This is a genomic window from Paenarthrobacter sp. E2MeOHC11, assembly GCF_058744955.1.
The window spans coordinates 880,327-893,022 of record NZ_CP196673.1 but is presented as its reverse complement, the minus strand read 5'-3'; the positions used below and the strand labels follow the sequence as shown (position 1 = coordinate 893,022).

Below are 12,696 nucleotides of genomic sequence, written 5' to 3'. Positions count from 1 at the left end.
TAGACGGGAAATGGCGGGTGCACGATGTGCGGGTCAACGAAGACCGTTCTTCACTAGGAGAAGCATGATGTCGGAGCAGGCAAGCAGACATTTCGTGGCCTTCCGGCGCAAGCAGCTGGTGAAAATGGCCAATGAGTAAGGCCAAACAGTTCTCGCTATGCCTGTCCTTGATTTTCGGCGCGGGCATATCATCCGTGGGTCTGGTCCCTCCGCCGCTCGTATACCTCGTTGGCCTACTTCTCATGTCTCTCCTCGTCGTTGCCACCATGTATTACGGGCGTTGGCGATGGGTTCCACTCGGGGTGGGGTCGGCACGCGCGGCCGCTTTGGGCTTGGGAAGCGTGGCGGCGATGAGCACCGCATTAATTTTCAGGGGAGGCGAATGGAGTTTTGTTCTCATTCCCTTACTCAGCCTCGCAGGGACCGTTGGCATGTTCCGCTGGCTAACCAGACACGGGCGCTTCGTGAGCTCAAAGGGAACGGACCTCGCCTGAGTGTGAGGTCCGGTTCAGACTGCCTTCGTCATTAATATGCCCGCCGATCACGCGGCGCCCAATCGAAAGAGGGAATGATGAGCAAGGTACCGCATCCACTGCAAGTTGCTGGGTTCTTCGCAATGGCCATCATCTTTGCGACCTGGCAGCCGTTTGTTTGGTGGCGTGCCGCTGCTGCTGTTCTCATGCTGGGGTTCGGTTGCTACGGCATTTATGTGTTGCGGCGGAGCAAACGTAAAGAAACCAGCCAGGAGTCCAGCGAGCGTGAGCGACCGGGAAGATGACGATGGCCTGTGGACTAACGTCTGCAGGCCATCTCCTTATTGGTGGGTGTTTTCGTCGGGGCGAAGGCGATTCTGCAAATCAGGGTCACCCGAGCCGGCCACGAAGCCGAAGTCGTGTTTTCCATTCTCGGGTGGGAGCTCGCGCTCCAGTTTCAGTGCCGACGTGGGTGTCAACAGGGTTTTCGCGATGCCGCTTTCTGTTTCAAAGGTGAAGGACCCAAAGATTGTCGGGTCAATGCGGTGCCTCAGCAGGAGTGTCGTGTCCGAGCCATTCACTTCACAAGCGACCGGGTGATAGTCGTCCAGGTGCCGGCCCCAAATGGGCAGGGAGAGTGGAAACGAAAGCTGGACAGCTTCAGGAAATGAAAACGGGATGCGGTCAATGGAAAGACTGAAATCATCGACTCCATCCGTCTGAAGTGTGAGGGAGCGGGGGTCGAATGTTCTCGTAGGCCCGTCAGGCAACTCCGTCGCAGACCACATGAAGGCCCTTGGGTGCACCGAAACTGCATGCCTCACCAAGTGGTTACCGCTTTGGCAATACGAAATGCCGCTGTAGGCGCTTGCCTGTCCGCCGCCCAGCGCTTTTCCGATTGCGATCGCTAGCTGCTCAGAGGAAGTGTCCACGCCTCATCCTCGCACGGGGGGCGCTACCCGCTTAGGAGGGTTCGCCGTCGTCGTTTGTCCGCAGGAACTCGAAGCAGCTGCCTGGGGTGCAAGTACCGCCAGCATCTGGACAATGTTTCAGAGGTCCACCAAAGCCGCATACCCCAAGCGGTTCCTGACATCCCGGAACGCGTACTTCGCCCTGTATGCCGCGGCGCTTTGTGATTGGACTGAGGGCACGACGGCGGAGGGTGCCTTTAGTGCCAACCGCTTGACTGACGCTTACCCCGAGCTGGTCAACGCGCGCGAGGAGGCCGGGCGTCGTCAGGGGGAGTGCATGGCACCTAGACGAGGCAGGCGACCACTCATTTTTGAGGTTTTCGGCACCTAATTGTGTCCTCGCAGCACCTAGTTTGGCGGTTTTGCCACCTAGACGTGGATTTGCAGGCGCAGGCTGTGCGGGTCAAGAAAGATGGTTCTTCACTAAGGAGCAATCATGATCCTGAAGCGCATGCGCGAGATACCAGGTGGCTTGGTAGTTGCCGCGGGGTTGGCCTGCTCGGGTTGGTCATTATGGCCTGCTGTTCGCAGCGAACTAGAGCTCAATTCTTGGAATGACTCATGAGCATTAGGAACATAAAAAAGGCGTTTTCAATCTCTGCTCGGAATTTCAAGAGTCATATTGTCGTCCTCATCTTGTGCTGCTGTGCCGCCGCAGCAGGCGGGTGGGCGGCAAAGGCGGTACTGCAACCGGCACCTGACGTCAATGAACCAACGCAGTTTACGTACGTTGAGGCCGTATCTGGCACGGTTGGGTCGACCGTTGATGTCACGACCTTGGCGTCCTGGGTTGCGACACCGGTAGCCGCGAACCGCGCGTCCGGTGTTGTTACCGAGGTATTCGTCCAATCGCAAGCTGGCGACGTGCTCGGCCAAGGTTCCAATTTGTATAGCGTCAACCTCCGTCCAGTAGCGATCGCAGTTGGCGCCGTTCCTTCCTTCCGAGATCTTCAGGTGGGCGACACGGGCGGGGATGTTGGCCAACTAGAGCAGATGCTGAAGGACAGGGACCTCTTCAATGGGGCGGCTGACGGTCGGTTCGACGACGGCCTCACTGAGGCTGTCAAACGGTGGCAAAGCTCCCAAGGTATTGATGCGACAGGCGTGGTCCGTGGCGAGGATGTCGTATTCGTGCCAGCTCTTCCGGCCCGTATCGCCCTTGACACCGGAGTCATTGCTCCAGGACTAAATGTTGTTGGTGGAGAGAAAGCCATTAGCGCTTTTGCGGCTCAGCCCAGCTTTACCGTCAGAGCATCGCCAGCGCAGGCCTCTTTGATGAAACCCGGGGCCGTCATCGAGATTAGGGCACCCAAAGACGGACTTGTCTGGACGGGAGTAGTCCCGGCTTCGGGCGCCTCAAGTGATGGGCAGGGTGTCAATTTTGAGCTCAGCGGCGGGGCGGAGAAGACCATCTGCGGCTTGGATTGCTCCATCGTTCCGCCTGAAGGCCGTGAGCTTCCGTCCAAATTGGTTGTAGTTGAACCGACGACGGGTCTGACGCTACCAACCGCTGCGATCCTGTCTCAACCCAATGGTGAGCTCGAAGTTATTGATCGGGAAGGCGTTCACCATAAAGTTCGGATCACTATGAGTGCTCTTGGAATGAGCATCATCGACGGGATCGATCCAGGTACGTCGGTGCGAGTCCCTGCGAGGTCACGTCAGGGGGCACCGTGACTGCCCATCCGCTGGTGGCCGCCAACCTCAGCTTCGGATACACAAAATCGGATCTGATTATCGAAGATTGGTCGGAACAGTTCAATGCAGGAGAGATGGTTGCCTTGGCGGGGGCTAGCGGACGCGGGAAATCAACGCTGTTGTATTTACTGGGTTTGATGCTGGGGCCTTTGAGCGGCGAAATCATGGTGTTCGGAAGAAATGTAACCAGATTAAGCGACGCGAGTCGTGCCGGCCTGCGTGCCCGCAATTACGGATTTGTTTTTCAAGATGCCGTCCTGGATTCTTCGAGAACAGTTCTCGACAATGTCGTGGAGACTGCCCTGTATAGCGGGCTCAAACGTGATCTCGCTGTTGCCCGTGCTCATGATCTCTTGATGCAGTTTGGTGTTGAAACCCGTTCCGACCATAAGCCCGGACAGATTTCAGGCGGGCAAGCTCAACGGATTGCGCTCTGCAGGGGACTGATAGGCAATCCCCCTCTTCTGCTTGCCGACGAGCCCACCGGAAATCTGGATGCTGAAAGCTCCCGAGCTGTGATTGATGCGATGCGCCAACGGGCCTTGGAAGGAGGCACTGTGGTGGTGGCAACCCATGATCCGCGGGTAATGGACAGCTGCGACAGGGTGATTGGACTATGACGCTCCCTCTCCCATTCCTCCGCGAAGTTATCTTGACCGTGACCAGCCAGAAAGTCACGTCAGCAATGTCGATCATTGTTATAGCGGGCATGTGCGTTGCCGTCCTGCTCACCACAGGCCGAACCGCCGGCGTTGGGCAATCTGTTCTCGAGTCCATCGACTCCGCAGGAACGAGATCAATCGCCATACGGAGCGACCCAGACTCAGGTCTGAACACGGCCATCTTGGAAAGAATCAAAAATGTCGAAGGTGTCGAATGGGCAGGAGCCTTCAGCTCCGCTTTCGACTCAAGAAACGCTCGTGTGATTGGTGGCAACCCCGTTCCAGTTCGAGAGCTTTACACGTTCGACCCCGAGTATCTGGGTTTGGAACAAACCTGGGCGCCTGCAGAAGGAGCGTTCGCCTCATCTGCTGCAATCGCCGAGCTTGGGATGTCCTACCCGAGTGGCGGTCTATATTCAGCTGGAGCATCTCGGTCGTACGAGCTGGTTGGCGACATCCAGGTGCCGGATTTTCTCCAATTCTTAGAGCCCTTGGTCCTTGTACCACGTTCAACAGAAGGCGAACACGAAGGGCCGAACGCGATCAGTCTTCTAGTAGTAATCGCCGAGCGCGCAGAGCTGGTAAGTCCGATAGCTGCAACACTGACTTCGCTGCTGGGAATCACCGACATCAGCAAGGTCACTCTCGAAACAAGTGAGCAACTGGCATCACTTCAATCGAAAATACATTCTCAACTCAAAAGTTATGGTCATGAACTTGTGATGGGGATCTTCTTTGTCACAGTCGTTCTTGTCATGGCGGTTTTTTCAACCCACGTAATGATGAAGCGAAGAGAGTTCGGTAGGCGACGCGCATTAGGAGCTACACGTCGTTTCATCACGATTTTACTGATCTGCCAGGCGGGCATCATGAGCTTGGTGGGCGCTGGGATTGGTGCGATTGTTTCGGCAGCTGTTCTTCATTGGGAGATAGCACCGCAGCCGCCACCTGACTTCTATTTAGGAATTGTAGTTTTGGCAGTTCTGGTAGGAGTTATAGCTGTGGTGTTGCCTGCATATTTAGCTTCGCATCGGGATCCCGTGCGTGAGTTGCGAGTTCCATAGAGTTACTTTCATCCAGGAATTAATGGAATAAATAATAGAAAGCATGGTAGCTATGAGTCAACGATCACGAAAGATGGCTGACATGACAGCACATAGTTTCAGTCGGATGCCAATATTCATGGTTGGCGTTCTCGTTCTCCTGTCCGGCGGCGTTGCTGGATGCGATTCGTCGACTCAGGCCAACGAGCTGAAGCCGGCTATGGAACGATTTCCCACGCCTCTGGATTTAGCCACCGCACGAGCAAGCTGCCTGCAGGGAAAAGGATGGGACTCCAAGGTCCTTGAGGAGGATGCAACCATCGCGACCACGGTAACTGAGGTGCAGCAACGGAAGTTTGAAGAAGATGATGCTGCTTGCTTCGCGGAACTAGGCGTGGATCCCAATCGCGAACCGACGACGGCCGAATACGACGTGCTTTACAGCCAGTACGTGGAAGGCAAGAGATGTCTCGAAGAAGCAAAGCACTTCATCTCTTCCCCACCTTCCAGACAGGTGTTTCAGGAGACCTATTTGACCAATCCGTGGATTCCCTGGACAGAGGTTCCAGCTCTTGATCGTGATCTGGCTATGAAAGAGTGCCCGATGCCACCGCCGATTTACTAATATATTGGTTTGTATTTATATATTCCGAGCGAGTCTCGTTTTGGCGAGCTATCAAGGCTCTCAATTATAACTTTCTGACATTACTTATTTTGATGACTTGAAGCGCTCTTTAAAATTAGTGTCGGCTTAGGAGCTGTTGAGTGCTCACAATGGCAGCCGCACGAAGTTCATGTGGAATCAGTAGCACGTGGTGCGGTTCATCACTTCACGCATAGTGCCTTCCATGGCAGTATGACGATGAGCGCCGGCACATCGGCTTCCTATATGGCCATTGATACTCACCATTGGCCTAGGAAAGAGGCCGTGTATGGCTGGGTTTCCACTTCAAGTAACAGTTCTTCCGATATACAATCTGCGACGATCAACTGCCAGTAGCAACGAATCTATACAACCGCGTGGACGGGGCATGCTAAGGCGTGCCCCGTTTTAGCGGCGACGAGCCCGAAGTCATACATTCCGTTGTCCGGCCTGGCCTCGCGCTCCAGTTTTAGTGCCGACGTGGGTGTGAACAGGGTTTTCGCGCTTCCGCTTTTCCGATTGCGATCGCCAGCTGCTCCGCTTAGGAGGGTTCGCCGTCGTCGTTTGTTAGCAGGAACTTGCGCAGCAGGTTCGCCAGCTGTGTCCGCTCCGTCTTGGACAGGCCGTCGAGCATCTTCTGCTGGTTCTCTACGTGGTGCTCCACCACGTCATCCACCAAGGCAAGTCCCTCTGGCGTGAGGCTGATCAGTAGTTGCCGGCGGTTCTCGGGGTTGGTCTCGCGATGAACCAGGCCGCGGTTTACGAGCCGGTCCACCCGGTTGGTCATGGCCGCTGAACCGATCATGGTGAGGCTGGCGAGTCGCCCGGGCGTCAACGGCGCCTCGGCAGCCGACCGGCGCAGTGTTGCCAGGACGTCGAACTCCCACGGCTCCAGTCCGAACTGGTTCATGAATTTCTGCACGTCCAGTGAGGCGAGGCGACTCGCCCTGTTGAGCCGGCCCAGAATGCCCATGGAGCTGACGTCGACGTCGGGTCGCTCCTTGTTCCACTGCTCAAGAATCATGTCCACTGCGTCGCGGTCCATCGTCCTCCAATGCTTGACCTCAAACATTACAACACCTACATTGTCTTACATCAAATAGTTCGACATCAAAATGTATGGAAGTGAAAGATGAGTGCATCTACAGCGGTTGCCAGCAGGGCGGGAGTTGGGGCGCCCAAGGCATCCCCTCGCGACCTCTTCATCACCGCACTCGCGCCGATGGTCTGGGGCTCCACCTACCTGGTGACCACGGAGTTCCTCCCAGCCGATCGGCCGCTGCTGGCCGCAACCGTGCGGGCCCTGCCGGCGGGTATTGTGCTGATGCTCGTCACCCGAACGTGGCCGCGGGGGAGTTGGTGGTTCAAAGCCGCAGCGCTGGGCGCGCTCAACATTGGGCTGTTCTTCTTCCTGCTGTTTTTCACCGCCTACCAACTGCCGGGTGGGCTCGCAGCCCTGGTCATGTCCATCCAGCCCTTGTTTGTGCTGTTCCTCGGCGTGCTGTTGCTGGGGGAGAGGATCCGCATGGCGCACATCATTGCCTGCGCGGTTGGAGCCGCGGGTGTCGGCTTGCTCGTCCTGCGATCCGACGCGACGCTGACTTTTGTGGGTGTGCTCGCCGGGATGGCGGCGGCGCTGAGCATGGCGGCCGGCATAGTCCTCACCAAACGTTGGGGAAGGCCCGACGGCGTGGGGCTGCTTGGGTTTACTGGCCTGCAGTTAGCGATGGGTGGCGTGATGCTGCTGCCCGTGACCTTGGTTGTTGAAGGGCTGCCGGGGTCGGTTTCGGTGCCTAACCTGGCGGGTTTTGCGTACCTCAGTGTCATTGGTGCGTTGGTGGCTTACGCCGTGTGGTTCCGGGGGATCCAGCGGCTGCCCACGATGGTGGTGTCGTTCTTGGGATTCCTGAGCCCGCTTGTGGCTACTGTGCTGGGGTTTGTGTTCCTAGGGGAGGCGTTGTCGGGGTGGCAGTTGGTGGGGGCGGTGTTGGTGCTGGGGTCGGTGTTTCTGGTGCAGCGGCCGGGGGCCGTTGAGCGACAGCAAACTCCCCTAAAGCGGAAGCGATCAGGTGCGTGATGGTCCAGTTGCCCTGCAGGGCCGATCAGCGTTCGTCGAATGCTCCATCGACGCACAGTCATTGACAAACTTCGGCGTCACGGTATGAGCTAACCTGCGGATGCTCTGGCTTCCTTAGCGTTCACAAGCCGGGCAGATCCTCTCCTCGCAAAATAGCAGCCGAAACAAGCCCTAACATTAAGAGGTGCCGCCTTTTAGAATCGCGACATCCCCGTAGCTCAATAGGTTCTCCGCCTTCTCCGAAGTAATGAAGTGATCGTTCCTGCTTTCGGACTATGCCTGCGAATGGATGAAGCCGTGCCGAGTGATGAGCAGAGATTTCGATCTCGTCTACGTAGTGCGGCTAAGGCATGGCGTTCGGCGCGAACTAATGACGGCCAGGAGTCGTTGACGCGCGAGGACATCCTGAATTTCCGGATTGACGGTGAACCGCGAAGACTTCAGTCGACACAGCCTGGGATCTGGAAGCCGCGCGATCTCGCAGCTGCGTCTCCTATTCAGACGGCGTAGAGGGAACTTAGAAAGCCGCGTCCCTATGAAGGTTCCGAATAAGCTGTCGAGAACTGCTCTTGATAAGCAAGATGTTCGTAGTTCAGCCCGTGAGCCTCCGCCACCTTGAGCTTTCCTGTCGGCCTCCCAAGATTCATGACCGTGCTGTCCGGCCGAACTGTTAGGGCATGTCCGTCAAAGAGGACGTGGCAATTTGGGCATAGGCAAAGGATGTTCTCCAAAGTATCGGGCCCGTTGTGGGGGACGCCCAATGGTCGGATATGTGCACCCTCCGAATATGGCCCGGCGGCGGTGACGAGTGTGGTTCCACATATCTGGCAGGCGTTGTCATAGAGTCGCTTCACGGAAGCTGCGACATCGTAGTTCCGAATGATCCGATTGACGTGTGCGCTGCGTCGAGGCGGTGTTACATCCTCCCCACGGGTCAAAGCCGTGGCAAGTTCACCGGGGAAGAGACTTTCGCCAGCAACTGCTCGGAGCTGGTAGATCAGGACTTTCCAGCCGTCACGCATACCCCAGCCCCAATTCGTGACCGTGAACAGCCCGAGGTAGATGTATTGGTTGTGCGCTTTCCTTGCGGTGAGCACGGACTCCTTGACCAGAACCCGAACAGGCCGTCCAAGTTTGTAGTTCTCGACGAGGCCTTGGTTGCCCTTTTCCAGCTTTTGATCGGCGATATGCCGGCCTGTGTTAGCGTCTCGACCACCAGCGCCGGTGTAGGTGATCAGGTCACCCTGAATCTCGTCATCTGAGTATCCATCGGAAAGGCAAATGGATTGGGTGCCGCCTGCCTGACCAGCGATGCCTGCCTGTGTGGTCCTATGAACGCCCGCGTCGAAGGCCTCCCGTCGATCCTTGAAGGTTGTCCCTGGCGGGCAGTCCGGGATTTCCCCATACACCCGCCCTGGCGGTTCACTGGCGTTTGTGACGAGCTCTATGCCGAAGCGTTTCAGTGCCCTTCGACTCTCTGCTCCGCCCGAGAATAGTCGGATCGAGAGCGGGCCCCTGGCTGGATGCTGGATTCCGTACGCGACTGCCAAAAGCGGTTTCGAATCGATCAGCATCCCGTCGACTGCGGCGAAGTACCGCACGGACGGTTGTTGTCCGTGTTTGGCAAGGAAACCATCACGCCCCAGCATCCTGAACTCTTCGATCGTCTTTGCAATTGCTGATGGATCTGTTAGCTCCGATAATGCCCCCACAGAAGTAACCCCACAGTCTTTGTCCCTTTTTTGTTGCCGACTGCCGTCCGAGGTTGGGAGGCGGCGGATCGTCTGAGTACTGGCATAGGTGCCAACGATCTGTTGTCAAAAATATATGAATAACCGCGTCATGTGTGGCACCTAACTGACACATATATTGGGGATCTTCATCTCACGTTCGGATGAAGCGTTGTGACGAGTGAATGTTTTTGGGAATGGAGCACGGGCTCAAGTGTCTGAAGGATGTGCCGTCGCAGCCGAGAGTGAGAGTCGCCGCTGTGGATATTCAGAGGCCGTGATGCAATGGGCCGCCGCCGTTGCGATGGCTAAGTTCGGCGGCCGGTGGCTTCGCCACGTCACATCTTGACCGTGACCCCCATCACCGCCACATGAAATGAACGCTATTCATTTCATCTTTCCCTGGCCAACGGTCTCCATCAGGCGCCCATGAGCCAACCCCCAGCACTTCAGGATCTCGGCGACCCCGTAGATCCGGTCGCCGCTACGAAGTTCTGCAGCGTCGCAGCTTCCCAGCACATCAGCATGACCACCAAGGATTCTCAATGACCCCCACGTTTGAAACTGATACACCGGCAGGTGAGAAGCCTGTGGGTCCGGCCTCCGCCCAGGGGCCTGCCAAGGTTGGCGCCGAGTCCTCGGCGTTCCATCCCTGGTCCTGCTGGGATTGGTCTACATGGTGCCGCTGACGATCTTCAGCACCTACGGCATCGTCGTGGAACTGACCGGAGGGCGGCTCTCGGCTGCCTACGCCGTGACCCTGGTGGTCATGCTGTTCACGGCCCGCTCGCTGGAGCGGGGCTGGCCTACCTGGCATTCCTGACGCGAGGGTTCCGGAAACCTGCGCCGCAGCTGGACCTGAAGGAGGCGTAGGTTTCCTGAGCGCAAGCTCAGAGGATCTTAGCCAGCCGTGTGCATTCCCCTCACAGCCCCTCTGACCGGAGACGTTACGCTTCTTGGACGACATCGTAAGGGGAACGATTTCGAAAATGACTACTGCATGTAAGCTCCGCATCTTGAACATTGCATCCACAGTCCTGTTGTTAACCACTGTGATTTTGCAATCCACTCAAGTGGTCAGCGGGTTCTGGAGCTTGGCGCTTATCGTCCTCATCGGGGTCCCGACGACGGTTGCTTGGGTGATTCTTCAGCGGCGGCAAGGCGCCGAGAAGATGAGGGACGCCGCGTAGCCAGTCTTCTTCTCCCGGCGTGAAGATTCTGGCGGCCGTGCCCGCGCAAGGTGCTGTCGCCGTCGTCGTACTTCTCCGGTGACCATTGCCTGGCGGCCCCTCCTGTGGAACCCTCAACTTGATCCTGTCGCCGGGGTGACGACGGGCAGCAGGGAAGGATCCCGACATGGGACTGATACACATTGACCTGTTCACGACGCTCGACGGAGTCGCGCAGGCGCCCGGCGGGCCGGAAGAGGACCCTGCTGACGACTTCGCGTTCGGCGGCTGGCAGGCGCCGCTTATCGACGAGGTTGTTGGCGATCAGATCGATTCCGGAATGGTGGGAATGGACGCACTGCTACTGGGGCGGCGGACTTATGACATCTTCGCCTCATACTGGCCTCACCAGAATGGCAAGATCGCAGAGCTGTTCAACCGACTTCCGAAGTACGTGGCCTCGCGTCAGTCGCAACAGCTTGAGTGGGAAGGTTCCACTTGGCTCGGCCCTGACACCGTGGCGTCCTTGAGGGAACTCCGCCAGAAGCACCAGAACATCCACGTCATCGGCAGCCTCGACTTCGTTCAAACTCTTTTCTCTGAGCGCCTTTTCGACCAACTCAACCTGTGGGTCTATCCGATCCTCCTCGGCCGCGGGAAGAAGGTGTTCGCGGACGGAGTGGTGCCGAGCAACCTCAGGCTTATCGAGCCCGTGGTTGCTTCACCGAACGGTGCGGTGATGCAACGCTACACACTGGTGGAGGGGGCTCCCGCGGTGGGAAACATGGCGGAGATCGACCAGACGGAAAGCCAGTAAAGCTGTCACGCCACGGCAACCCGCCCCGCCACGTACTCCGCGTCCAGCCCAACGCCACCGACTATTGCGGAGTAATGCCGAGTAAGCCATGGGAGTCCGACGACGTAGAGGCCGGGGATCTCCGTGACGCCTCGCGAGTGCCGAGGGTAGCCCCATTCATCGACCAGAGGCATGTCGGCGAAGCTGAAGTCGAGCTTGTAGCCTGTGGCCCACAGGACGGACGTGATGTTGGCATCGGTCATGTTCAGCTGTGCCTGCTGTGACGGGAGCCAGTCGTCGGCTGGCAAGGGTGACTGCTCAGGCGCGCCGATCCCGGCCGCCGCAATGTAGGCATCGATCGCCTTTCCCGAGCGTTGCGCGAAGGCCGACTCGACTGTTGCCAGGCGTTCGGCGAGGTCGTCGCTGAAGGTGATGTCGCCGTCGTCGACTGTTTCAAGATGGCCGTGCAGGTGCATGCCTCGACGGCCCAGTTCGCGGAGGTGGATGCTGTGACCGCCGTCGGTGCCTGAGAGCAGCGGGTTAGGCGCGAAGCGTAGGGCAGGGGAGGGGAGCGCCTCGGTGGTGAGGGCATTGACTCCGTAGTCGGGACCGTGTTTGCCGGTTTCGAGCATCCAGTAGATGAGGTCCTGGCCGCGGTATCGGCGGGGTGCTTCGGGGGCGATGGAGACGGAGAGGTGGACTTCGCGGCCAGCGGCGTGGAGTTCCTCGGCGATCTGGCCGCCCGATTGGCCGGTTCCGACGATGAGTACGGCACCCTCGGGCAGCTGCTCGGGATTGCGGTAGTCGTGGGTGTGGAGTTGCGTCACGCCGGCTGGGAGCTTCGTGGCCAGAGCGGGGATCTTGGGGACTTGGTAGGCGCCCGTTGCCAGGACGACGTTGCGTGCGCGCAGGTTCCCGAGCGATGTCTCAAGATGGAACCCGCCGCCTGGTGCCGCGGATAGACGAGTGACGTCGACGCCGGTGTGGACTGGAGCGGCGATCAGCTCGGCGTACTGCCTGAAGAGGATCACCACTGCGTCGCCGGAGATGAACGCGTCCCGGTCGTCGCCGTCGTACGGCATCCCGGGGAGGTCCAGCGCAAGGTTCGGGGTGTTCATGTAGAAGCTGTCCCAGCGGTCTTGGAATGCGCCGCCGAGTGAGTCGCGCCGTTCCAGGATCTGATGCTCGACGCCGAATTGCGTGAGCCAGTAGCTCGTCGTGAGGCCGGCTTGGCCTGCGCCGATGATGACCGTGCCCGGGGTCGGTCCCATGGGGTGGAGTTTACGCTTCGGAGGCCTGTAAGGGGATGGACGAAGACGGATTTCTACTGGCTGAGCACCTGGAACGGCTGCCGCTGGAACGTCCTCCGGATGCGAGGTCGCAGGATGCCGCGCGCGTTCAAAAGACATAGGCTTTCGGAACGTATCTAGGGGG

The 12,696-nt window shown here is 58.2% G+C and carries 11 protein-coding genes and 1 pseudogene; 8 read left to right on the top strand and 4 right to left on the bottom strand.

Going from position 1 to position 12,696, the window contains the following annotated elements:
• The first annotated feature begins 571 nt into the window (after positions 1-571).
• On the top strand, positions 572-778 hold the full coding sequence (locus ACSSVG_RS04100; RefSeq protein ID WP_492417453.1) for a hypothetical protein: 207 nt from the start codon (positions 572-574) through the stop codon (positions 776-778).
• 36 nt (positions 779-814) lie between these two features.
• On the opposite strand, the gene ACSSVG_RS04095 is transcribed toward ACSSVG_RS04100, so the two are convergent.
• Complete coding sequence (locus ACSSVG_RS04095; RefSeq protein ID WP_492417451.1) at positions 815-1,405, bottom strand: hypothetical protein; 591 nt, start codon at positions 1,403-1,405, stop codon at positions 815-817.
• Positions 1,406-2,005: 600 nt separating this feature from the next.
• Here ACSSVG_RS04095 and ACSSVG_RS04090 point away from each other — a divergent pair.
• The 4 genes from ACSSVG_RS04090 (at position 2,006) to ACSSVG_RS04075 (ending at position 5,472) form a co-directional block, all read left to right on the top strand.
• Positions 2,006-3,121, top strand: a complete 1,116-nt coding sequence (locus ACSSVG_RS04090; protein WP_492417449.1) for a peptidoglycan-binding domain-containing protein — start codon at positions 2,006-2,008, stop codon at positions 3,119-3,121.
• Positions 3,118-3,762 carry an ABC transporter ATP-binding protein gene (locus ACSSVG_RS04085; protein WP_492417447.1) on the top strand — a complete coding sequence of 215 codons (645 nt, stop codon included), beginning with the start codon at positions 3,118-3,120 and terminating at the stop codon, positions 3,760-3,762. The genes ACSSVG_RS04090 and ACSSVG_RS04085 overlap by 4 nt, the downstream gene beginning before the upstream one ends.
• 38 nt (positions 3,763-3,800) lie before the next feature.
• Entirely contained in the window at positions 3,801-4,868 is a 1,068-nt protein-coding gene (locus ACSSVG_RS04080) for an ABC transporter permease (RefSeq protein WP_492417445.1), read from the top strand.
• Between the two features lie 82 nt (positions 4,869-4,950).
• Positions 4,951-5,472, top strand: a complete 522-nt coding sequence (locus tag ACSSVG_RS04075) for a hypothetical protein (RefSeq protein ID WP_492417443.1) — start codon at positions 4,951-4,953, stop codon at positions 5,470-5,472.
• A gap of 559 nt (positions 5,473-6,031) precedes the next feature.
• Here the strand turns inward: ACSSVG_RS04075 and ACSSVG_RS04070 are convergent.
• Positions 6,032-6,535 carry a MarR family winged helix-turn-helix transcriptional regulator gene (locus ACSSVG_RS04070; RefSeq protein ID WP_492417442.1) on the bottom strand — a complete coding sequence of 168 codons (504 nt, stop codon included), beginning with the start codon at positions 6,533-6,535 and terminating at the stop codon, positions 6,032-6,034.
• Positions 6,536-6,622: 87 nt separating this feature from the next.
• Here ACSSVG_RS04070 and ACSSVG_RS04065 point away from each other — a divergent pair, with 87 nt between their 5' ends.
• Complete coding sequence (locus tag ACSSVG_RS04065; protein ID WP_492417440.1) at positions 6,623-7,567, top strand: EamA family transporter; 945 nt, start codon at positions 6,623-6,625, stop codon at positions 7,565-7,567.
• Between the two features lie 533 nt (positions 7,568-8,100).
• Here ACSSVG_RS04065 and ACSSVG_RS04060 read toward each other — a convergent pair.
• Positions 8,101-9,279: a YDG/SRA domain-containing protein gene (locus tag ACSSVG_RS04060; RefSeq protein ID WP_492417439.1), complete on the bottom strand. Its 1,179-nt coding sequence runs from the start codon at positions 9,277-9,279 to the stop codon at positions 8,101-8,103.
• A 563-nt stretch (positions 9,280-9,842) separates the two neighbouring features.
• Between ACSSVG_RS04060 and ACSSVG_RS04055 the strand changes: the two are divergent.
• Together ACSSVG_RS04055 and ACSSVG_RS04050 are read left to right on the top strand one after the other, a co-directional pair.
• A pseudogene (locus tag ACSSVG_RS04055) lies at positions 9,843-10,096 on the top strand (Putrescine importer PuuP); the annotation flags it as partial.
• A gap of 557 nt (positions 10,097-10,653) precedes the next feature.
• Entirely contained in the window at positions 10,654-11,283 is a 630-nt protein-coding gene (locus ACSSVG_RS04050) for a dihydrofolate reductase family protein (protein WP_492417438.1), read from the top strand.
• 5 nt (positions 11,284-11,288) lie between these two features.
• On the opposite strand, the gene ACSSVG_RS04045 is transcribed toward ACSSVG_RS04050, so the two are convergent.
• The gene (locus tag ACSSVG_RS04045) at positions 11,289-12,533 is read right to left on the bottom strand and encodes a flavin-containing monooxygenase (protein WP_492417436.1); all 1,245 of its coding nucleotides are present in this window, start codon (positions 12,531-12,533) and stop codon (positions 11,289-11,291) included.
• Positions 12,534-12,696 lie beyond the last annotated feature (163 nt).

What these genes read in the sequence shown, in the direction of transcription:
- ACSSVG_RS04100 (WP_492417453.1), top strand. Translation starts at nt 572, where the DNA reads ATGAGCAAGGTACCGCATCCACTGCAAGTTGCTGGGTTCTTCGCAATG.
- ACSSVG_RS04090 (WP_492417449.1), top strand. Translation starts at nt 2,006, where the DNA reads ATGAGCATTAGGAACATAAAAAAGGCGTTTTCAATCTCTGCTCGGAAT.
- ACSSVG_RS04075 (WP_492417443.1), top strand. Translation starts at nt 4,951, where the DNA reads ATGACAGCACATAGTTTCAGTCGGATGCCAATATTCATGGTTGGCGTT.
- ACSSVG_RS04070 (WP_492417442.1), bottom strand. Translation starts at nt 6,535, where the DNA reads ATGGACCGCGACGCAGTGGACATGATTCTTGAGCAGTGGAACAAGGAG.
- ACSSVG_RS04065 (WP_492417440.1), top strand. Translation starts at nt 6,623, where the DNA reads ATGAGTGCATCTACAGCGGTTGCCAGCAGGGCGGGAGTTGGGGCGCCC.
- ACSSVG_RS04050 (WP_492417438.1), top strand. Translation starts at nt 10,654, where the DNA reads ATGGGACTGATACACATTGACCTGTTCACGACGCTCGACGGAGTCGCG.
- ACSSVG_RS04045 (WP_492417436.1), bottom strand. Translation starts at nt 12,533, where the DNA reads ATGGGACCGACCCCGGGCACGGTCATCATCGGCGCAGGCCAAGCCGGC.